This is a genomic window from Rhizobium azibense (assembly GCF_004342325.1).
In the GTDB taxonomy this organism is placed as follows: Bacteria; Pseudomonadota; Alphaproteobacteria; order Rhizobiales; family Rhizobiaceae; genus Rhizobium; species Rhizobium etli_B.
Genome location: NZ_SMBJ01000009.1, coordinates 118,268 through 141,367, shown reverse-complemented (window position 1 = coordinate 141,367; position 23,100 = coordinate 118,268). Strand labels below are relative to the sequence as shown.

Below are 23,100 nucleotides of genomic sequence, written 5' to 3'. Positions count from 1 at the left end.
GATGGTCCGCAAATAGCGACGGAGACTCCTCCCGAAACGTCTACTCTCCGCCTCCACGAAGAGAAGTACCACAACCGCACCACATCAAGCTGTCATTTAGCTGACATCTGCAGGATATCCAGCCGCCAGGACACTTTTTTGCCGCAATTCAAGCATGAGCGGCCGTGCATGCCGGTGGCGTCGATTGCAAATCCTTTCCAGATCGAGGAGGCAGGTGTGAACGCTATCGCCATTTACTGTGTCCGCAGCACCTCGTTCCAATGAGCGATCAGCCGCGCACGCTTGACCTGGTCGAGATAGACCATCAGCCCCGGACTGACGGGAACGGGTCGGAGCTGGGCGCCGAGAAGCTCCTGCAGGGTATTGGCCGTATTCTCGCCCGCAACCTCGGGGCTGACGGCCGGGATCTGAAGCTTTCGGGCCATGATCGTCTGTCCTTCCTTGGACATGAAGAAGGTCAGGTATTGCCGCCCGAGTTCCGGCTCCGCGGCAGCCTGCGGCACCAGCCCGATGCGTGACATCACGACTGTATAGTCCTTCGGCAGCACGATGCCGACATCGGGGTGCCGCAAGGCCCAGTCCGCCGCATAGGAACCGAGAATGTTGTAGCCGAGCACGAAGCGCCCGTCGGCTACCCTCTCCAGGATCGCCGAACTCGTCGAATAGAGCTTGACACCGGCAGCCCCCATCGCCCGGATCACCGACCAGATGTCCCCGAACTGCTCCTGATCGCGCGCCATGAACAGAAAGCCGACGCCGGAGCGTTCGATGTCATAGGTGCCGATCCGGCCGTAAACCGCGCTGCCTTTGCGTTTCAGGTAATCGACGAATTCCGCCCGTGAGCTTGGCACCGGCTCATGCAGGAAGCTCGGCTTGTGATAGACGAAGACGGCCGGCTCGAATGTGAGCGCATAGGCCGTGTTGCGCCAGTTTGCCCATTTCGGCCATTGTCCGCTCATTGGCAGATTGCTGACCTGCGCATAGCCGTCGTTGGAGAGCTTCACCTGCAGGTCCATCGCCGATGAAAAGGCGAAATCCGCCGTTTTCTTCCCGCCATCCGTCTCCCGCACGATCCGGTCATAGATCTCGCCCGTCAGCATGTCTTCATAGCGCACGGCGACATCGGGATTGGCTTCCTGAAAGCCATGGATCATCGGCCGGGCGAGAGGCTCGTCGAGCGATGAATAAACCGTCAGCACCCGCGCATCAGCCTTGCCGGATCTGGCGGGATAGAAGGCCTGATCCGCGGCTGCAAAACCGGGACAGAGCAGGAGTAGCAGAACAAGAAGTCTCCTCATCAGCGCAGAATGCATCACCACGCTTCACCGGGCAAGCACGCGTGATCGCCTGACGCCTGTCTCGCAACGCGACAAGAGCATTAAAAGACGCTAAGCTTATTTAGACAACCGTATGGAGGGGCTATTGGAACGACGGCTGAGTGCCATACTCGCTGCCGACGTGGTGGGTTATAGCCGTCTGATGGGTATCGACGAGACCGGTACCCTGCAGGCGCTCAACCGCCACCGCTGCGAACTGATCGATGTCAGGATCTGCGACTACAAGGGGCGCATCTTCAAGTTGACCGGCGACGGAATGCTCGCGGAATTCCAAAGCGTGGTAAACGCAGTCGCCTGCGCTGTCGAAATCCAGCGCGAGATGGCTGCCCGCAACAAAGACGTCCCGCAGGACCAGCGCATCGAACTGCGCATCGGCATCAATCTCGGCGACGTCGTCATCGAAAACGACGACGTCTTCGGCGACGGCGTAAACGTCGCTGCCCGGCTCGAGCGCCTCGCTTGGCCCGGCGGCATTGTCGTTTCCGGCTCGGTTCGCGATCAGGTCGGCACGCGCCTCAACATCGGTTTCGAGTCCCGGGGGGAGCAATCACTGAAGAACATCAAGCAGAACGTGTCGGTGTTCACTGTTGTCCTCGATCCGCCTTCTGCAACGGCCGGCGCGTCAAGCGATGAGGCACGCAACACCTGCTTTATCGCCGTTCTGCCTTTCACCAACATGAGCGGCGATCCTGAGCAGGAATATTTCGCCGACGGCATCACCGAAGACATCATTACCGACCTTTCGAAGATATCGAGCCTACACGTCGTGCCGCGACACACCGTCTTCACCTACAAGGGCAGTTCGCTGAAGGTAAAGCAGCTCGCAAACGAACTGGGCGTGCGATACGTTCTGCAGGGCAGCGTCCGCATCGCCGGCGCGCGCGTGCGCATTTCGGGCCATCTCATCGATACGGCGAACGGCGACCATCTGTGGGCCGATCGCTACGACCGCAATCTCACCGATATCTTCGCGATCCAGGACGAGATCACCAATTCGATCGTCGGCCAGCTCAAGATCCGGCTCCTGCCGGCCGAGAAGAAGGCCATAGCCGCCGAACCCACGGCCAATATCGAGGCCTATACCTACTATCTGCGAGGCCGCCAGCTATCGCACACCTGGACGAAGTCGTATCTGCAGCTCGCCCGCAGGATGTTCTGCAAGGCTGTGGAGCTGGATCCCGATTATGCGCGCGCCTACGCGGGCATTGCCGATTGCGATGCGGCATTACGCGATTGGGACCCGGACAATGTCCCTCTCGAGAGCATTCTGCAGATGAGCGCGCGCGCGCTCGAACTCGATCCTGATCTCGCCGAGGCCCATGCCTCCCGGGGTCTGGCGCTGCATCAAAACGGCCAGGATCAGCAAGCCATTGCAGCCTTCGAGCGGGCACTTGCACTTGAGCCCAATCTTTATGAAGCCAACTTCCACTATGCGCGATTCTTCTTCATGCGTGGCGATTTCGCCAACGCCGTCCGCTACTTCACGCGCGCGGCGCACATCCGCACGGACGACTATGTCTCGCCCATTCATCTGATGAGCGCCCACCGCTCGCTCGGGCGCATGTCGGATACGGAAAACTGGGCCAAGCTCGGGCTGCTGCGCGCAGAACGCGCACTGAACCTCAGTCCGGAAAATTCAGGGCCGGCCCATCGCGGCGCCCTGGCGCTGGCGCATCTCGGAGACAGGGCAAGAGCAAGGGACTGGGCAGCCCGCGCCATCGCGATCGATCCCGACGACATCGTTGCGCAATACAATCTCGCTTGCGTCTATTCGGTCCTCGGTGACGTGGAAGAAGCGATTGATATTCTGGAGAGGCTGATGCCGCGAAGCTCGGTCTACCACATCAAGTGGTTCGACAACGACTCCGATCTGGATAACATCCGCAGCGACCATCGCTTCCAGAAACTCCTGCTGGCAGCGCAGGAAGAACAACCGCGCGAGGTCGCTGAATAGAGCAGTCGGAACAGCCAAACTGCCGTTGATGAAATGACGCCGGGTTTTCCATTGCCGCTGGATGACATCCCCCTTCACGGGCTGTAATCTTCTTTGTTGAACAACAGGAAACCACCCGTGCGCATTCTCCTCACCGAAGACAATATCGCGCTGGCCGACGGCCTTTCGGCGATCTTGCGCGGTACGGGGCATGCCGTCGATGTCGTCCACGACGGCGCATCCGCCAATGCAGTCATCGCGGCGGAGAATTTCGACCTCGTGATCCTCGACCTCAACCTGCCCGAGATGGACGGGCTGGACGTCCTGCGCAGCATGCGCGCCCGGCAGAACCAGGCAGCGGTCCTAATTCTGACGGCACGCGGAGCGCCGGAGGAGCGGGTGAGAGGCCTCGACCTCGGCGCCGACGATTATCTCATCAAGCCCTTCGACATTACCGAATTCGAGGCTCGCGTGCGCGTGCTGCTGCGGCGCCAGGCGGGCCTGCATTCGGCGACGGTGATGTACGGCTGCGTGTCCTTCGACCTCAAGTCGCGCACCTTTGCGGCCGGCAATATGCAGCTTGATATTCCCGCTCGCGAAGTCGGACTGCTTGAAATCCTCTTCATGCGTGCCGGCAAGGTCGTTTCCAAAGAGGCAATCACCCAGTCGCTGACGGCTTTCGACGATGATATTTCCGCCAATGCGATCGAGCAATATGTCAGCCGGCTGCGAAAGCGCCTGGCACCGCATGGATTGACCGTAAAGACCGCGCGCGGCATCGGATATTATCTCGACAAGCTTCCCGAGGCCTCATGAAAGCCGCCTATTCGCTAAGGCGCCGGTTGCTTTTCTGGCTGCTGATCTCCACCGCCGTCATCGGCACGCTGGCGCTGGCCGACACGTACCGGGAGGCAGTCGAGACGTCGAACATCGTTTCAGATCGTGTGCTTGCCGGTTCGGCGCTCGCCATTGCCGAGCGCGTCGTCGTGGCAGAAGACGGCGCGCTGCAAGTCGACATTCCCTATGTCGCGCTGGAAATGCTGACGTCGGCCGCTCAGGACCGGGTGTTTTACCGCGTCGATGGCCCGCCGGGACGATTCATTACCGGCTACCAGGCGCTTCCGGTACTTGAGGAAACCAAGGGCGACGCAGCCGTCTTCGCAGACGATATTTTCCGCGGCGAGCCGATCCGCGTCGCGACGCTGGAACGCTCCGCCTCAACCGGCATCCGCTCGGTTCCCTTTGTTGTCACCGTCGCCGAAACGACGATCGCCCGCCGTCAGCTGGCACGTGCGATCCTTTTCCGTTCGGCTGTCCGCCTCGCCTTCATGATTGCCGGTGCAGCCGTGATCGTCTGGATTTCGGTCACGGTGGCGCTGCGGCCGCTCTACAAGCTGCGGGACGCAATCGGCGAGCGCAGCCCCGACGACCTGCACCCGATCGAGCAGTCGGTGCCGAGCGAGGTGCAGCCCTTGGTGGATACGGTCAACAGCTTCATGGTGCGCCTGCAGTCAGCCCTTGATGCGCTGCGGAATTTCACCGGCAATGCCAGCCATCAATTGCGCACGCCGCTCGCCATCATCCGAACCCAGCTTGCACTTTCCGCCCGCGCCGCAACCCTTGCTGAAGCGCAGGACTCGGCCCTGAAAGGCGACCAGGCCGTTGCGCACGCCGAACGCATTCTCGCCCAGTTGCTGCTGATGGCAAAGATCGACGCAGCAACAGCCAAGGAGGCTCTGGCAACCTCGAGGATCGACATCGCCGAGATCGCCCAGGAGATCACCGGCGAACTGATCCCGGCAGCCGCCGAAGCCGGTATCGATCTCGGCTTTGAAGGCGAGGGACATGCGATGATCCGCGCCGAACCCCTGTTGATCGGCGAGCTGCTGCGCAATCTTGCTGGCAACGCCATCGCATATGCCGGCAAGAGCGCCGAGGTTACCGTCAGGATTGCGCAGGATGACAAAACCGTGCGCCTAGAGGTTGAAGACAATGGTCCCGGTATCGCGCCGGAAAAGCTCGACGCCGTGCGCCGCCGCTTTTCGCGCGGAAACGACTCCGATGCGCCGGGGGCGGGCCTCGGCCTCCCGATCGTCGAGGAAATCGCCAATCTTTTCAATGCGACGCTTACGCTCTCGCCTGCGACCAGCGGCAAGGGGCTCAAAGCAGCCGTCGCCTTTGCAAAAGTGTCGTAAAGGCTTCGCGGCGTTAACCTTTGCGCCTTGCTTTCTTTCGTTGCATTGCACACTATCGCTGCGGGAACAGCAAATGCCGCATAACGATGTGGCGTCGGACAAGGCAAAATATGTCGATCAAAGCCAGTATCTATCATCTGACGCATTACAAATACGACAGGCCGGTCCGCCTTGGGCCGCAGGTTATCCGCCTCAAGCCCGCATCGCATTCAAAGACGCGGGTGCTCAGCCATTCGCTGAAGGTCACTCCGTCGAACCATTTCGTGAACCTGCAGCAGGACCCTTACGGCAATTATCTTGCCCGCTACGTCTTTCCCGACCCGGTGACCGAATTCAAGATCGAGGTCGATCTCGTCGCCGACATGACGGTCTACAACCCCTTCGACTTCTTCGTCGAAGAAGAGGCCACCAAATGGCCCTTCGACTATCCGCAGACGATCCAGGAAGACCTGTCGATCTATATGAAGCCCGAGGACCCCGGCCCGCGGCTCAAGGCTTTCCTCGAAACGCTCGACTATTCGCCGGGACAGCCGACCGTTGACATGGTCGTCGGCCTCAATGCCCGCCTGCAGCAGCAGATCGGCTATGTCATTCGCATGGAGGCCGGCGTCCAGACGCCGGAGGACACGCTTGAAAGCGCCAGAGGCTCCTGCCGTGATACGAGTTGGCTGCTCGTTCAGGTACTGCGTCATCTCGGCCTCGCCGCCCGCTTCGTCTCCGGCTACCTCATTCAGTTGACGCCCGATCTGAAGGCCCTTGACGGACCCTCCGGTACGGAAGTCGATTTCACCGACCTGCATGCCTGGGCCGAAGTCTATCTGCCCGGCGCAGGCTGGGTGGGCCTCGACCCGACATCCGGACTGCTCACCGGCGAAAGCCACATTCCGCTTGCCGCAACCCCGCATTACAGCAACGCCGCCCCGATCTCCGGCGGCTATTTCGGCGAAGCCAACACCGAGTTCGCCTTCGACATGAAGGTCGCCCGTGTCGCCGAGCATCCGCGCATCACCAAGCCCTTCTCGGAGGAAAGCTGGAACGAGCTCGACGCACTTGGCGAAAAGGTGGATCGTATCCTCAAAGCACAAGATGTGCGCCTGACGATGGGCGGCGAGCCCACTTTCGTGTCGATCGACGATTTCGAATCCGAAGAATGGAATACCGCCGCGGTAGGCCCGACCAAGCGGGAGAAAGCCGACAGCCTGATCCGCAGGCTGCGCGAGCGCTTTGCCCCGGGCGGCTTCCTGCATTACGGACAGGGCAAGTGGTATCCCGGCGAAAGCCTGCCGCGCTGGACCTTCTCACTCTACTGGCGCAAGGACGGAAAGCCGATCTGGCAGAATCCGGATTTGATCGCGGCAGAAGGCGCTGACACCGTCGCCAAGGCCGAAGACGCCGAGCGGCTTCTCACCGGCATCGCGCGCGAGCTTGCGATTGCGCCTGATATGGTGCTGCCGGCCTATGAGGATCCCGCCGAGTGGATCGTCAAGGAGGGAAGCCTCCCCGAAAATGTCGATCCGTCGAATTCCAAACTGAAGGATCCGGAAGAACGCAACCGCATTGCCCGCGTTTTCGAACGTGGCCTGACGGTTCCGACAGGCTATATCCTTCCCGTTCAGGCCTGGAACGCTCAGGCTTCAGGGCACCGTTGGATCAGCGAGAAATGGCAGACCCGACGCGGCAAGATCTTCCTCGTGCCAGGCGATAGCCCTGTCGGGTACCGTCTGCCGCTCGGTACGCTGCCCTACGTGCCGCCATCGCAATATCCCTATATCCATATGGCCGACCCATCGATCCCGCGCCAGCCGCTGCCGGAGGTCTTCGTGCCGGCCGGCCGCGCCATGCCGGAGGCCTCCTTTCATCGCGACGAGAGCGGCCAGAGCCGTGTGGAGCAGACCCTCGGCGAGATCGGCGGCGCGGTTCGCACTGCAATCTCGGTCGAGCCGCGCGACGGCCGGCTTTGCGTCTTCATGCCGCCCGTCGAGCGCATTGAAGACTATCTCGAACTCGTCGCAGCCGCCGAAAACGCTGCGGCTGAACTTGGACTTGCCGTCCATATCGAGGGCTACTCGCCGCCTCAGGACGAGCGCATCAACGTCATTCGTGTTGCACCGGATCCCGGCGTCATCGAGGTCAATATCCACCCCGCCTCGAACTGGCGGGATTGCGTCGCGATCACCACTGCGATTTACGAAGAGGCGCGCACGACCCGGCTGGGCGCCGACAAGTTCATGATCGACGGCCGTCACACGGGCACGGGCGGCGGCAACCACGTCGTCGTCGGCGGCGCCAATCCGAACGACAGCCCGTTCCTGCGCCGGCCCGACCTCTTGAAGAGCCTCGTGCTGCACTGGCAGCGGCATCCCTCGCTCTCCTATCTCTTCTCCGGCATGTTCATCGGGCCGACCAGCCAGGCGCCGCGCATCGACGAGGCCAGGCACGACAGCCTGTACGAGTTGGAAATCGCGCTTGCCCAGGTGCCGGCACCTGGCCGCGGCACGCCGCCGCTTCCCTGGCTGACCGACCGTCTATTCCGCAATCTCCTGATCGACGTGACCGGCAACACCCACCGTGCCGAAATCTGCATCGACAAGCTGTTTTCGCCGGATGGGCCGACCGGACGTCTCGGACTCGTAGAGTTCCGCGGTTTCGAAATGCCCCCGAACGCGCGCATGTCGCTTGCTCAGCAATTGATGGTCCGCGCCCTCATTGCCCGCTTCTGGAAAAATCCCGCCGACGGCAAGTTCGTGCGCTGGGGCACTTGCCTGCACGATCGCTTTATGCTGCCGCATTTCGTCTGGGCCGATTTCCTGGATGTGCTTGCCGATCTCAAGGAAAACGGGTTCGAGGTCAGCCCGGAGTGGTTCAAGGCACAGCTCGAATTCCGCTTCCCCTTCTGCGGCGAAGTGGAATACGAAGGCTCGAAACTCGAGCTTCGCCAGGCGCTCGAACCCTGGCACGTCATGGGCGAGGAAGGCGCGATTGGCGGCACTGTTCGATATGTCGACAGCTCGGTCGAACGACTTCAGGTTCGCCTCGAAACCAGCAATTCCTCGCGCTACACCGTCACCTGCAACGGCCGAACCGTGCCGCTTCAACCGACAGGGACGTCCGGCGTCTCCGTGGCCGGCGTCCGTTTCAAGGCCTGGCAGCCGGCCTCGGGCCTGCACCCGGTCCTGCCGGTCAATACGCCTCTGACATTTGACATTTATGATACATGGTCCAAGCGTTCGATCGGCGGCTGCATCTATCATGTTGCCCATCCGGGCGGGCGCAACTATGACACCTTCCCGGTAAACGGCAACGAAGCGGAAGCAAGGCGGCTGTCCCGATTCGAACCGTGGGGACATACGGCAGGCGGCTTCATTCCGCGCGCCGAGATGGGTTCGCCGGAATTCCCGCTGACGCTGGATCTCCGCAGGCCGGCAGGCATTTGACGAGCTAGGTTTTAATGGGCAAGAAACCGGCAGTGGAGAAACGTAGGCACGAGGTTGCAAGCCGCGGCGGCAACGATGCGGCATCAGGCTATGCGCCCCTGCCCGGCATTGCCGACGAGATGGTCGACAACAACGGCGCAATCCGCCCGGCCTGGCAGCGCTTTCTTGCGGGCTTCGGAGCAATTCCAAAGAAGGAACTGACCGAGCGCTTCGCCCGCGCCGACCGCTATCTTCGCGATGCCGGCGTATTCTATCGCGCCTATGGCAGCAAGGGCACCGGCGAGCGGTCCTGGCCGCTGTCGCATATCCCGGTCCTGATCGACGAGCGCGAATGGCAGGCGCTTTCGGCCGGTCTCGTGCAGCGCGCTAATCTGCTTGAGGCGATCGTTGCCGATATCTACGGCCACAACAAGCTGGTCGAGGAAGGCTTCCTGCCGCCTGGCCTGATCGCCGCCAACCCGGAATTCCAACGTCCGCTTGCAGGCGTAAAGCCCGCGACCGGCCACTACCTGCATTTCTGCGCCTTCGAGATTGGCCGCGGTCCGGACGGAAACTGGTGGGTTCTGGCAGACCGCACACAGGCGCCGTCAGGTGCAGGCTTCGCGCTTGAAAGCCGCGTTGCCACCACACGCGCCTTCTCCGATATCTATGCCGAAACCCCGGTTCACCGTCTCGCCTCCTTCTTCGGCGCCTTCCGCGATGCGTTGCAGACGATGAAGCATTCCGGCGACGACCGCATCGGCGTCCTGACCCCCGGACCGGCAAACGAAACCTACTACGAACACGCCTATATCGCCCGCTATCTCGGTTTCATGCTGCTTGAAGGCGAAGATCTGACGGTGGTCAACGGCCGCGTCATGGTTCGCACGGTGGCCGGCCTGAAGCCGATCGGCGTCCTCTGGCGTCGCCTCGATTCCGCTTATGCCGATCCGCTGGAGCTGAACCAGAATTCTCATATCGGCACGCCCGGTCTAGTCGAGGCACTGCGCGCCGAATCGGTGACGATCGTCAATGCTCTTGGAACAGGCATCCTGGAGACGCGCGCCTTGCTCGCCTTCATGCCGACGATCTGCCGCCGCCTGCTTGGCGAAAAACTCCACTTGCCGTCGATCGCCACTTGGTGGTGCGGCCAGAAGGAGGAGCGCGAACATGTCGCAAGGAACATCGAGAAGATGGTGATCGGTCCTGCCTATTCGCGCGCTCCCTTCTTCGACGATAGCGGCGAGTCCGTCCTCGGCTCGTCGCTGCGCGCAACGGCAAAGGATTCGATCACCGACTGGCTGATTTCCGACGGCCAGAAACTCGTCGGCCAGGAGGTCGTGACGCTGTCGACGACGCCGGCCTGGGTAGACGGAAAGCTGACGCCGCGGCCGATGTCGCTTCGCGTCTTTGCCGCCCGCACGGCGAATGGCTGGCAGATCATGCCGGGCGGCTTTGCCCGCATCGGCGCCGGCGATGACGCTGCTGCGATCGCCATGCAGTCGGGCGGGGCGGCGGCAGACGTGTGGATCGTCAGCGACAAGCCGGTCGAGCGCCATACCCTGCTGCCTGCCGAGGGAAGCTTCACCCGCAATATGCCGGGCAGCCTGCCGAGCCGGGCGGCCGACAATCTCTTCTGGCTCGGCCGATACATCGAGCGCGCCGAAGGAGCGCTGCGCATCCTTCGCGCCTGGCACGCCCGTTACGCCGAAGCCGCCGATCCGAGTCAGCCGCTGCTTGCCGATGTTTCCGAATATCTCGCCGCAATCGACATCGGCACGGACGAGGCCGTACCCGAAACACTGCTGCGCAACATCGACAGCGCCGTCTATTCCGCCAGCAATATCCGCGACCGGTTCTCGCCGGATGGCTGGCTGGCCCTTAACGATCTGGCCAAGACCGCGCATCGTTTCCACGTCAGTGTTGCAGCAGGCGACGACGCCAGCCATGCCATGACGATCCTGCTGCGCAAGCTCGCGGGCTTTGCAGGTCTCGTGCATGAAAACATGTATCGATTCACGGGATGGCGCTTCCTCTCGCTCGGTCGCTATATCGAGCGCGGCCTGCACATGACCCGTCTTCTCGGCCATATGTCGGGCCCCGATGCTCCTGACGGCGCGCTCGACATGCTGCTCGAGATCGGCGACAGCGTCATGACTCACCGCCGCCGGTACAACGTCAACACCGCGCGCCTGACCGTCACGGACCTTCTGGCGCTCGATCCGCTGAACCCGCGTTCGGTTCTCTTCCAGATGAACGAGATCCATCGCGAGGTCGAGCAGCTGCCGAACGCCTTCGTCAACGGCCAGATGTCGCCATTCTACCGCGAGGCAATGCGCCTGCATTCCGGCCTCGCCGTCATGACGCCGGAAACGATGAGCGGCGAGTTCTACAACAGGTTCGAACGCGAGCTCGAGCAGCTGTCCGACCTTCTCGCCCAGACCTACCTCGGGTGACCGCCGTGCTCTACGACCTCACCCTGCACATGGGATACACCTACGACACGCCGGCTTCCGGCGCGCGTCACATCATTCGCCTGATGCCGCTTTCGCTGCCCGACCGGCAGCGGCTGGTCGCAGGCTCGATCACCGTATCCCCCTCGCCGGATGAGCAATCGCATTTCACCGATTTCTTCCTCCATCCGGCAACATCCTTCCTGCTGCGGTCGCCGCACGAGACGTTGGATATCCGCATGCAGGCCCGCGTGCAGGTCGACAGCCGTTCGATCGCCGCCGATTTCTCGCCGGATCTCGACCGCCTGCCCAAGGAGGTCGCCGGCGTCTGGTCGCTGGAGCCTGACGCTCCCCATCATTTCCTCGCCAGCAGCCCTCGTCTCACGGAAACCCGCGCCATTTCGGACTATGCCAGGGGTTGCGCTCTGCCGGGCCTTACGGTCCTGCAGATCGCCACTGCCTTGTGCACTCGCATCAACAAGGATTTCACCTACGATACGGAAGCGACGACGGTAGATTCAACGGCTCTCGACTCTTTCACCCTGAAACGCGGCGTCTGCCAGGACTTCGTCCATGTCATGATCCTGGCATTGCGCAGCCTCGGCATCCCGGCAGGCTATGTCTCCGGCTTCCTGCGGACCATCCCGCCGCCCGGCAAGGAACGGCTCGAAGGCGCTGACGCCATGCATGCCTGGGTTCGTGTCTGGTGCGGTGAAACACTCGGCTGGGTCGAACTCGACCCGACCAACGACATGCCCGCCGGCACCGACCACATCGTCGTCGCCTATGGCCGCGACTATTCCGACGTCGCCCCCGTCATCGGCGTCCTGAAGAGCTACGGCGGCCATCGCGCCGTGCAGGCCGTCGACGTCATTCCCATCAAGTGATGGCAAGACAGGAATACCGCTGCTTCCTCAAGCCTCGCGACCTGCAAAAATTCCTGTTCTTTCTGACGGCCTGAAGCTTGAGACCGACCGGCCTTGGCGCAAGCACCCGTCTGCCGTCTTCCCGGCCTTTGTGCCGGAATGAGCCAATGGCTGCGGTAAGGCTTGCAGGGCCGACGCAGAACCGGCCGCCACAGGCGTTAATGCGCAAACGCGCCAGCCATCTTCTCGGCGCGACGTCCATGCGGCAAAACGCAGTAGATCATGTCCCGAAATCGCAAGTTGTCTGCAATTTTAGCGATTACCTTAAGACCTGTGGTAACAACCGCGCTGTAGATATGCAAACAGCATAAATTTTCTCTTGCTGCAGGTGACATGATGTCTCCCATATCTTTTCTGGGCGCCAAACTTGCGCGCCTCGTGCGTGATTGTTCGGGCAATTTCGCCATGATGACGGCAATTTTGTTGCCAATCGCCATCGGCGCTGCCGGGCTCGCCGTCGACGTATCCAACATGATGCTTTCGCAACGTCAGTTGCAGGAAGCATCCGATTCGGCCGCTCTGGCCGCAGCCTCCGCGCTCGTCGCCGAAAAGGTCGACGTGGATGGCGCCAAGGAGCTCGCCAAGAACTTTGTCATCGGCCAGATGTCAAATTACATTGACGATGCCGACACGATCGCAGCCCTTAGGGATGCAATGTCTGTTGTTGTCACCGAAACCGCATCCAGTTCGGGCGGCAAGTCCTTCAAGGTCGAGGTCAAGAGTGCCTACAACGCGAACAACACAGCGCTGATGCGCGTCATGGGCAAGGAAGCGACGCGGATCGGAGCTTTGTCCAAGACGGAGAGCAGCACCGAAAATACCGTCACAAAGAGTTCGCTTTCGATGTATCTCGTGCTCGACCGTTCGGGATCGATGGCCGAAGATACTACGGCTTCGTATACGCGCACGGAAAGCTACAACTGCGGCACGAAGAAGAACCCGAAGACCTGCGATCGAACGGTCACGGACTACTACACCAAGATCGAGGCATTGAAGCTGGCCGTTTCGAGCCTTCTGACCCAGCTGAATACCGCAGATCCTAATCTGCAATACGTTCGCACCGGCAGCGTGTCTTACAATGACCAGATGCAGTCGGCGTTGAATCTTGCCTGGGGAACGTCCGCCGTGTCGACCTACGTCAACGTTTTGACGGCGACAGGCGGTACAAATTCAAGCGATGCCTTCAAGGCGGCATACAACAAGCTTGTCGACCCGGCCGAGAATGCAGCGCATTTGAACAAGAACGGCCTGACGCCCGACAAATACATTGTGTTCATGACGGACGGCAACAACAACTACACTTCAGCCGATACCGAAACAAAGACATGGTGCAACCTGGCGCGCGAAAATAACATTACGGTCTATACGGTTGCGTTCATGGCTCCCGATCGCGGCAAGGCGCTTTTAAGCTACTGCGCGACGAGCTCGTCGACCTATTTCGAAGCCGAGAACATGGCCTCGCTCGTCGCAGCCTTCAAGATAATCGGATCGTCGGCCGCCAAACAGAGCATTCGCCTCACCCAATGAATTCGGCCTTCGTCGTTTCAGGAAAAGGCCGCTCCGGAACAAACCGGGGCGGCTTTTCGTTTAGGGCTAATCTCGCGCATCAGAACGGGAAAACCAATTGAAATCAAGTCCCTTATGCCGGTGAAGACGACGGTTCGCCAAATTTTTGCTTTCGCTAAATCCCTTGTTGCAAGTGCTTGGTAACGATGCATAAACTGCCGTGACCGGCGTGCGTGCAAAGTCGGCTTCGTCAGACGTAACGCACTGTAACTAAATCAAAATTGGCGAGATATGACGATGAACCCCGTTTCCAAGCCGACCATCCCCTCTCCCGCCCCGCGCAGTTCCAGGCCGGAAATTCTAGCCGAAGAAATCATCGAACGCCTGACTTACCGCATCGGCAAGGATGCAAAAGTTGCCAAGCCACATGATTGGCTGACGGCGACTATCCTCGTCGTTCGCGACCGCATCATCGACAAATGGATGGAATCGACGCGCAAGGTCTACGCGACCGGCGACAAGCGCGTCTACTACCTGTCGCTCGAGTTCCTGATCGGCCGCCTGATGCGCGATGCCGTCACCAACATGGGCCTGATGGAGCAGGTGCGCGATGCGCTCGCCTCCCTCGGCGTCGATGTCAACGTGATCGCCGGCCTCGAGCCGGATGCTGCTCTCGGCAACGGCGGCCTCGGGCGCCTGGCGGCCTGCTTCATGGAAAGCATGGCAACGGTCGAGGTGCCGGCCTATGGCTACGGCATCCGTTATGTCCACGGCCTCTTCCGTCAGCAGCTTGCCGACGGCTGGCAGGTGGAATTGCCGGAAAGCTGGCTGGCGCATGGCAACCCGTGGGAATTCGAACGCCGCGAAAGCGCCTATGAAATCGGTTACGGCGGCACCGTCGACGTCGCCAACGACGCCGAAGGCAAGCCGCGCTACGTCTGGAAGCCGGCAGAGCGCGTCATCGCCGCTGCCTTCGATACGCCGGTGGTCGGTTGGCGCGGCAAGCGCGTCAACACGCTGCGTCTCTGGTCGGCCCAGCCGATCGACCCGATCCTGCTCGACGCCTTCAATGCCGGCGACCATATCGGTGCCTTGCGCGAAAGCAACAAGGCGGAAAGCCTGACGCGCGTGCTCTATCCGGCAGACGCGACGCCGGCCGGACAGGAGCTGCGCCTTCGCCAGGAATTCTTCTTCTCCTCCGCCTCGCTTCAGGACATCCTGCGCCGCCACCTGCAGCAGTACGACGATTTCTCCTCGCTGCCGGACAAGGTGGCGATCCAGCTGAATGACACGCACCCCGCCGTTTCGGTTGCCGAGCTGACACGCCTGCTCTGTGACGTTCACGGCATGGATTTCGAACAGGCCTTCGATATCGTCCGCCGCACGATTTCCTATACCAACCATACGCTTCTGCCGGAAGCTCTCGAAACCTGGCCGATCCCGCTCTTCGAACGGTTGCTGCCGCGTCACATGCAGCTGATCTACGCCATCAATGCCAAGATCCTGCTTGAGGCGCGCAGGGAGAAGAACTTCTCCGACACCGAAATCCGGGCGATCTCGCTGATCGACGAGAGCGGCGACCGCCGGGTGCGGATGGGCAATCTCGCCTTCGTCGGCTCGCATTCGATCAACGGCGTTTCCGCCCTGCACACCGAACTCATGAAGGTGACGGTCTTTGCGGACCTACACAAGCTCTATCCGAACCGCATCAACAACAAGACGAACGGCATCACACCACGCCGCTGGCTTCAGCAATGCAACCCCGGCCTCACCAGCCTGATCCGCGAGGCGATCGGCGAAGAGTTCATGGACGACGCCGAAAAGCTCAAGCCGCTCGAAAAATTCGCAACCGATCCGGGCTTTCAGGAAAAGTTCGGCTCCGTCAAGCGCGCAAACAAGGTAGCGCTTTCCAATCTTGTCGCCAGCCGCATGGGCGTGAAGCTTGATCCTTCCGCGATGTTTGACATTCAGATCAAGCGCATCCACGAGTACAAGCGCCAATTGCTCAACGTTATCGAGGCGGTCGCTCTCTACGACCAGATCCGCTCGCATCCCGAACTCGACTGGGTGCCGCGTGTGAAGCTTTTTGCCGGCAAGGCGGCGCCCAGCTATCACAATGCCAAGCTCATCATCAAGCTCATCAACGACGTCGCCCGCACGATCAACAACGACCCGGCCGTCCGCGGCCTGCTGAAAGTGGTCTTCGTGCCCAATTACAACGTCTCGCTTGCCGAGGTCATGGTGCCGGCCGCCGACCTCTCCGAGCAGATTTCGACGGCCGGCATGGAAGCCTCCGGAACCGGCAACATGAAGTTCGCTTTGAATGGAGCGCTCACGATCGGCACCCTGGACGGGGCGAATGTCGAAATGCGCGACAATGTCGGCGCCGACAATATCGTCATCTTTGGCCTGCGCGCCGATGAAGTCGCCGATGCCCGCACCGACGGACACAACCCGCGCTCCATCATCGAAAGCTCGCGCGAACTGTCGCAGGCACTGGCTTCGATTGCCGGCGGCGTCTTCTCGCCCGATGACCGAAATCGCTACGCCCAGCTGATCGATGGCATTTATTCGCACGACTGGTTCATGGTCGCCGCCGATTTCGACGCCTATGCAGCCGCCCAGCGGGACGTGGACCAGATCTGGAACAAGCCCGCCTCCTGGTATGCAAAGACCATCAACAATACCGCGCGAATGGGCTGGTTCTCCTCCGACCGCACGATCCGGCAGTATGCCGATGAAATCTGGAGAGCCGGATGAAAACGCCGAAAGCCGCCCTTGAAGTAAAGCGTCCCTGGGAGATTACGGCAGACGAAATATCGGCAATCCTTACCGGCTCGCACGCCAACCCATTTGCCGTCCTCGGCGTGCATGAGGCAGGCGACAGCTATGCTGCCCGCTGCTTCATTCCCGGCGCCGAAGACGTCACCGCCTTGACGCTCGACGGCAGCGTCATTGGCGAACTGAAGCAGCTCCATCCGGATGGCTTTTTCGCTGGCCCGGTGGCGCTGGCGAAACGGCAGCCGGTGCGCTACCGGGCCCGGCGCGACGATGCGGAATGGGCCGTCACCGACCCTTACAGCTTCGGCCCCGTGCTCGGCCCGATGGACGATTATTACGCGCGTGAAGGCTCGCATCTGCGCCTCTTCGACAAGATGGGAGCGCACTGGATCAAGCATGAAGGCGCACAGGGAATCCATTTTGCCGTCTGGGCTCCGAATGCCCAGCGCGTTTCCGTCGTCGGCGATTTCAACAATTGGGACGGCCGCCGGCACGTGATGCGTTTCCGCGCCAGCGCCGGGATATGGGAAATCTTTGCGCCGGATGTCCCGACGGGCGTCCCTTACAAGTTCGAGATCCGCGGCCATGACGGTGTTCTCCTGCCGCTGAAAGCCGATCCCTTTGCCCGGCGCAGCGAGTTGCGGCCGAAGACCGCCTCCATCGTGGCGCCTGAGCTTCTGCAGGAATGGCAGGACGAAGATCACCTCAAACACTGGAGCGAAACCGACAAGCGTCGCCAGCCGATCTCGATCTATGAGGTGCATGCCGGGTCATGGCAGCGCCACCAGGATGGCTCCTTCCTCTCCTTCGACGAGCTTGCTTCCAGCCTCATCCCCTATTGCGTCGACATGGGCTTCACCCATATCGAATTCCTTCCGATCACCGAACATCCCTACGATCCGTCATGGGGCTACCAGACCACCGGGCTTTACGCGCCGAGCGCCCGCTTCGGCGAACCTGAGGGTTTTGCCCGTTTCGTCAACGGCTGCCACAAGGCCGGCATCGGTGTCATACTCGATTGGGTGCCGGCTCACTTTCCCACCGACGAACATGGCCTCGGCTGGTTCGACGGCACGGCTCTTTACGAGCATGAGGATCCGCGCAAGGGTTTCCACCCGGACTGGAGTACGGCGATCTACAATTTCGGCCGTACCGAAGTTCAGTCCTATCTCGTCAACAACGCGCTCTACTGGGCCGAGAAATTCCATCTGGACGGCCTGCGTGTCGATGCCGTCGCCTCGATGCTCTATCTCGATTACTCACGCAACCATGGCGAATGGATTCCGAACGAATACGGCGGCAACGAAAACCTCGAGGCTGTCCGCTTCCTCCAGGACATGAACACCCGCATCTACGCCGAGCACCCGGGCGTCATGACCATTGCCGAGGAATCGACCTCCTGGCCGAAGGTCTCGCAGCCGGTACATGAAGGCGGCCTCGGCTTCGGCTTCAAGTGGAACATGGGCTTCATGCACGACACGCTGAGCTACATGAAGCGTGATCCGATATATCGCAAACATCACCACAACGAACTGACTTTCGGCCTGCTCTACGCCTATTCGGAAAACTTTGTGCTGCCGCTCTCCCATGACGAGGTGGTGCACGGCAAAGGTTCGCTGATCGCAAAGATGCCTGGCGACGACTGGCAGAAATTTGCAAACCTGCGCGCCTATTATGCCTTCATGTGGGGCTACCCCGGCAAGAAACTGCTCTTCATGGGCCAGGAATTTGCGCAATGGAGCGAATGGAGCGAGGCAACCTCGCTCGACTGGAACCTGCTGCAATACCGCATGCACGAAGGCATGCGCCGCCTCGTGCGCGACCTCAACTTCACCTACCGCTCCAAGCCGGCGCTTCACGCGCGCGATTGCGAAGGCGACGGTTTCGAATGGCTGATTGCCGACGATCACGAAAACTCCGTCTTTGCATGGCTGCGCAAGGCACCGGATCACAAGCCGATCGCCGTCATCACCAATTTCACGCCGGCTTACCGAGAAAACTATTCCATCCGCCTGCCGTTCGAGGGACGCTGGCGGGAAATCCTCAATACTGATGCCGATATCTACGGCGGCAGCGGCAAGGGAAATGGCGGGCGCGTGCAGGCCGTCAATGCCGGCGGCAGCATCATTGCGTCGATCACCTTGCCGCCGCTGGCGACGATCATGCTTGAACCTGAGACTTAAGGACTGGTGGGAGGAGTAGATAATGGTAGAGAAGCGCATTCAGCCACTTGCCCGCGACGCAATGGCCTATGTTCTGGCCGGCGGCAGGGGAAGCCGCCTCAAGGAACTCACCGACCGGCGCGCCAAGCCGGCGGTCTATTTCGGCGGCAAATCACGCATCATCGACTTTGCACTGTCGAACGCGCTGAATTCCGGCATCCGCCGCATCGGCGTGGCGACGCAGTACAAGGCCCACTCTCTGATCCGCCATATGCAGCGTGGCTGGAACTTCTTCCGTCCCGAGCGAAACGAGAGCTTCGACATCCTGCCGGCCAGCCAGCGCGTTTCGGAAACACAATGGTACGAAGGCACTGCCGACGCCGTCTATCAGAACATCGACATCATCGAGGATTACGGCGTCGAATACATGGTCATCCTTGCAGGCGATCACGTCTACAAGATGGATTACGAGTGGATGCTGCAGCAGCACGTCGATTCGGGCGCCGATGTCACCATCGGCTGCCTGGAAGTGCCGCGGATGGATGCCGTCGGCTTCGGCGTTATGCACGTGGACAAGAGCGACCGGATCATCGATTTCGTCGAAAAGCCTGCCAATCCGCCAGGCATTCCGGACAAACCTGATTTTGCGCTTGCGTCCATGGGGATCTATGTCTTCCACACCAGGTTCCTGATCGACGCATTGCGCCGCGACGCCGACGATCCGAATTCCAGCAAGGATTTCGGCAAGGATATCATCCCCTATATCGTGAAGAACGGAAAGGCGGTCGCTCACCGCTTCGGCCAGTCCTGCGTGCGCTCGGATTTCGAACACGAACCCTATTGGCGCGACGTCGGAACGATCGAGGCATACTGGCAGGCGAATATCGATCTGACGGCGATCGTTCCCGAACTCGATATATATGACAAATCCTGGCCGATCTGGACCTATGCGGAAATTTCGCCACCTGCAAAATTCGTCCATGACGACGAAGACCGCCGCGGCTCGGCTACCTCCTCGGTCGTCGCCGGCGATTGCATCATCTCCGGCGCCACGCTTCACAAAAGCCTGCTTTTCACCGGTGTTCGCGCCAACTCCTATTCCAAATTGGACGGCGCCGTCGTCCTGCCGAGCGTGAAGGTCGGCCGGCGCGCGCAGTTGAAAAACGTCGTGATCGATCATGGCGTCGTCATTCCGGAGGGCCTCGTCGTCGGCGAGGATCCGGAACTCGATGCCAAACGGTTCCGGCGGACAGAAAGCGGTATTTGCCTGATTACGCAACCGATGATCGATAAGTTGGATCTTTAGACATATGAAAGTTCTTTCGGTTTCGTCCGAAGTCTTCCCTTTGATCAAGACAGGGGGCCTTGCCGACGTGGCCGGCGCCCTGCCAATCGCACTCAAGCGGTTCGGCATCGAGACGAAGACCCTCATGCCCGGCTACCCGGCAGTCATGAAGGTCATCCGCGATCCGGTCGTTCGCCTGCAGTTCGATGATCTGCTGGGAGCGCCCGCGACGGTGCTGGAAGCGGAATATGAAGGTCTCGATATCCTCGTCCTCGACGCCCCTGCATATTATGATCGCGCAGGCGGTCCCTATCTTGACCAGACTGGCAAGGACTACGCCGACAACTGGCGGCGTTTTGCGGCGCTATCGCTGGCGGCGGCCGAAATCGCGGCAGGCCTGATGCCCGACTGGCGGCCGGACCTCGTGCATGCCCACGACTGGCAGGCCGCCATGACGCCGGTCTATATGCGCTACTATCCGACACCGGAACTGCCGACGGTTCTGACGATCCACAACATGGCATTCCAGGGCCAGTTCAGCGCGGACATCTTCCCGAGCCTGCGCCTGCCCCCGCATGCGTTCTCGACCGAAAGCATTGAATATTATGGCCATATCGGCTTCCTGAAAGGTGGCCTCCAGACCGCACATGCGATCACCACCGTAAGCCCCACCTATGCAGACGAGATACTGACGAACGAGTTCGGCATGGGGCTGGAAGGCGTCATCGCCAGCCGCCGCGACGTGCTGCACGGCATCGTCAACGGCATCGATGCTGAAGTCTGGAATCCGGCAACCGATCCGGTCGTCCACACACACTACGGCGTCACGACACTTAAAAATCGCGAAGAGAACCGCAAGTCGATCGCCGAATTCTTCCATCTGCATGACGACGGCGCGCCGATCTTCAGCATCATCAGCCGCCTTACCTGGCAAAAGGGCATGGACGTGATTGCTGCGACCTCCGACGCAATCGTGGCTCTCGGCGGCAAGCTTGCCATTCTCGGCTCCGGCGATCCCGCCCTTGAAGGCTCGCTGCTTGCCGCAGCCGCCCGTCATCCCGGCCGCATCGGCGTCTCGATCGGCTATAACGAGCCGATGTCGCACCTGATGCAGGCCGGTTGCGATGCCATCATCATTCCCTCGCGTTTCGAACCCTGCGGCCTCACCCAGCTTTACGGCTTGCGTTATGGCTGCGTGCCGATCGTGGCACGTACCGGTGGTCTCAACGATACCGTGATCGATGCCAATCACGCCGCGCTTGCAGCGAAAGTCGCAACGGGAATACAGTTTTCTCCCGTGACCGCAGAGGGTATGTTGCAGGCAATCCGGCGTGCACTACATCTCTTCGCTGACCAAAAAGTCTGGACCCAATTGCAAAAGCAGGGCATGAAATCGGATGTCTCGTGGGAGAAGAGCGCCGAGCGCTATGCTGCCCTCTATTCAAGCCTCGCCCCGAAAGGCAAGTGACAGAAATGAACAAATCTGTATCCACAACGCCCTACCAGGACCAGAAACCCGGCACTTCGGGTCTCAGGAAGAAGGTCCCGGTCTTCCAGCAGCCGAACTATGCTGAGAACTTCATCCAATCGATTTTCGATTCGCTTGAAGGTTATCAGGGCAAGTGCCTCGTCATTGGCGGCGACGGACGCTACTACAACCGTGAGGTCATCCAGAAGGCGATCAAGATGGCCGCCGCCAACGGCTTCGGAAAAGTCATGGTTGGCAAAGGCGGCATTCTTTCGACGCCGGCTGCCTCGCACATCATTCGTAAATACAAGGCTTTCGGCGGCATCATCCTTTCCGCCAGCCACAATCCCGGCGGCCCGACTGAAGATTTCGGCATCAAGTACAACGTCAACAACGGCGGGCCTGCGCCGGAAAAGATCACCGACGCGATCTATGCGCGCACCAGGGTGATCGACAGCTACAAGATAGCCGATTTCCCGGACGTGAACCTCGATCGCATCGGCAAGGAAGAACTGCCCGGCGGCATGATGCTTTCGGTCATCGATTCTGTCGAGGACTATACCGCGCTGATGGAGGAGCTCTTCGATTTCGGCGCGATCCGCAACCTGATCAGCCTCGGGTTCCGCATCGCCTTCGATGCGATGAGCGCCGTGACCGGCCCCTATGCCAAGGAAATCTTCGAAAACCGTCTCGGCGCACCGCTCGGCTCGGTGCGCAATTTCATGCCGCTGCCGGATTTCGGCGGACATCATCCGGATCCGAACCCTGTCCACTGCAAGGAACTCTATGACGAGATGATGGGCGAGGACGCGCCCGATTTCGGCGCAGCTTCGGACGGCGACGGCGACCGCAACCTGATCATCGGCCGCGGCATCTTCGTCACTCCTTCAGACAGTCTGGCGATCCTCGCAGCCAACGCCAATCTCGCGCCAGGTTATTCCGGCGGCCTGGCAGGCATCGCACGCTCCATGCCGACCAGCGGCGCTGCCGACCGCGTCGCCGAAAAACGTGGCATCGGGATGTACGAAACGCCGACCGGCTGGAAATTCTTCGGCAATCTGCTCGATGCCGGAATGGCAACCATCTGCGGCGAGGAGAGCGCCGGAACCGGCTCAAGCCACGTCCGCGAGAAGGACGGCCTCTGGGCCGTACTCCTCTGGCTGAACATCCTTGCCGTGCGCGGTGAAAGCGTTCAGGACGTCGTGACCCAGCATTGGCAGACCTATGGCCGCAACTACTATTCCCGCCATGACTACGAAGGCGTGGATACAGAGGCTGCAAACGGTCTGATCGATAATTTGCGCAGCCAGCTTGCAGACCTGCCGGGCAAGACCTTCGGCGGCTTGACGGTCGAAAAGGCAGACGACTTCGCCTACCACGATCCGGTCGACAAGTCGGTCAGCGAGCATCAGGGGATTCGCATTCTTTTTTCAGGCGGCTCGCGTGTCGTGTTCCGCCTTTCGGGCACCGGTACGTCCGGTGCGACGCTGCGTGTTTACCTGGAGCGTTACGAGCCAGATTCGACCCGGCACAACATCGAGACGCAGGAGGCGCTGGCCGACCTGGTCGCCGCCGCCGAAAGTGTCGCGGACATCGCCAAGCGCACGGGCCGTGATGAACCTTCGGTCATCACCTGATCGG

Annotated in this window: 14 protein-coding genes; 12 read left to right on the top strand and 2 right to left on the bottom strand. The window is 60.8% G+C overall.

Features of this window, described 5'->3' with window-relative positions:
* Positions 1-92 precede the first annotated feature (92 nt).
* The gene (locus tag EV130_RS32655; protein ID WP_165918558.1) at positions 93-233 is read right to left on the bottom strand and encodes a hypothetical protein; all 141 of its coding nucleotides are present in this window, start codon (positions 231-233) and stop codon (positions 93-95) included.
* Positions 234-1,280, bottom strand: coding sequence for an ABC transporter substrate-binding protein (locus EV130_RS22520; RefSeq protein WP_132661598.1), 1,047 nt, complete (start codon positions 1,278-1,280; stop codon positions 234-236).
* Positions 1,281-1,422: 142 nt separating this feature from the next.
* On the opposite strand from EV130_RS22520, the gene EV130_RS22515 reads away from it, so the two are divergent.
* From EV130_RS22515 to EV130_RS22460, 12 genes are all read left to right on the top strand, one after another.
* Positions 1,423-3,291, top strand: coding sequence for an adenylate/guanylate cyclase domain-containing protein (locus EV130_RS22515; protein WP_132661470.1), 1,869 nt, complete (start codon positions 1,423-1,425; stop codon positions 3,289-3,291).
* A gap of 117 nt (positions 3,292-3,408) precedes the next feature.
* On the top strand, positions 3,409-4,086 hold the full coding sequence (locus tag EV130_RS22510) for a response regulator (RefSeq protein WP_074062479.1): 678 nt from the start codon (positions 3,409-3,411) through the stop codon (positions 4,084-4,086).
* Positions 4,083-5,465, top strand: coding sequence for a sensor histidine kinase (locus EV130_RS22505; RefSeq protein ID WP_132661467.1), 1,383 nt, complete (start codon positions 4,083-4,085; stop codon positions 5,463-5,465). The genes EV130_RS22510 and EV130_RS22505 overlap by 4 nt, the downstream gene beginning before the upstream one ends.
* A gap of 110 nt (positions 5,466-5,575) precedes the next feature.
* Positions 5,576-8,899, top strand: a complete 3,324-nt coding sequence (locus EV130_RS22500; RefSeq protein ID WP_074062481.1) for a transglutaminase family protein — start codon at positions 5,576-5,578, stop codon at positions 8,897-8,899.
* 14 nt (positions 8,900-8,913) lie between these two features.
* Positions 8,914-11,334: a circularly permuted type 2 ATP-grasp protein gene (locus tag EV130_RS22495; protein WP_132661465.1), complete on the top strand. Its 2,421-nt coding sequence runs from the start codon at positions 8,914-8,916 to the stop codon at positions 11,332-11,334.
* On the top strand, positions 11,331-12,218 hold the full coding sequence (locus EV130_RS22490) for a transglutaminase family protein (protein WP_074062483.1): 888 nt from the start codon (positions 11,331-11,333) through the stop codon (positions 12,216-12,218). The genes EV130_RS22495 and EV130_RS22490 overlap by 4 nt, the downstream gene beginning before the upstream one ends.
* A 375-nt stretch (positions 12,219-12,593) precedes the next feature.
* Positions 12,594-13,784, top strand: coding sequence for a pilus assembly protein (locus EV130_RS22485; protein WP_132661462.1), 1,191 nt, complete (start codon positions 12,594-12,596; stop codon positions 13,782-13,784).
* A gap of 276 nt (positions 13,785-14,060) precedes the next feature.
* Complete coding sequence (locus tag EV130_RS22480; protein WP_074063325.1) at positions 14,061-16,523, top strand: glycogen/starch/alpha-glucan phosphorylase; 2,463 nt, start codon at positions 14,061-14,063, stop codon at positions 16,521-16,523.
* A complete protein-coding gene (gene glgB / locus EV130_RS22475; protein WP_074062485.1) occupies positions 16,520-18,727 on the top strand; it encodes a 1,4-alpha-glucan branching protein GlgB in 2,208 nt (735 codons plus the stop codon). The genes EV130_RS22480 and glgB overlap by 4 nt, the downstream gene beginning before the upstream one ends.
* A gap of 22 nt (positions 18,728-18,749) precedes the next feature.
* Positions 18,750-20,012 carry a glucose-1-phosphate adenylyltransferase gene (gene glgC / locus EV130_RS22470; protein ID WP_074062486.1) on the top strand — a complete coding sequence of 421 codons (1,263 nt, stop codon included), beginning with the start codon at positions 18,750-18,752 and terminating at the stop codon, positions 20,010-20,012.
* Between the two features lie 4 nt (positions 20,013-20,016).
* Positions 20,017-21,459 carry a glycogen synthase GlgA gene (gene glgA / locus EV130_RS22465; RefSeq protein ID WP_074062487.1) on the top strand — a complete coding sequence of 481 codons (1,443 nt, stop codon included), beginning with the start codon at positions 20,017-20,019 and terminating at the stop codon, positions 21,457-21,459.
* A gap of 5 nt (positions 21,460-21,464) precedes the next feature.
* Entirely contained in the window at positions 21,465-23,096 is a 1,632-nt protein-coding gene (locus EV130_RS22460) for an alpha-D-glucose phosphate-specific phosphoglucomutase (protein WP_132552475.1), read from the top strand.
* Positions 23,097-23,100 lie beyond the last annotated feature (4 nt).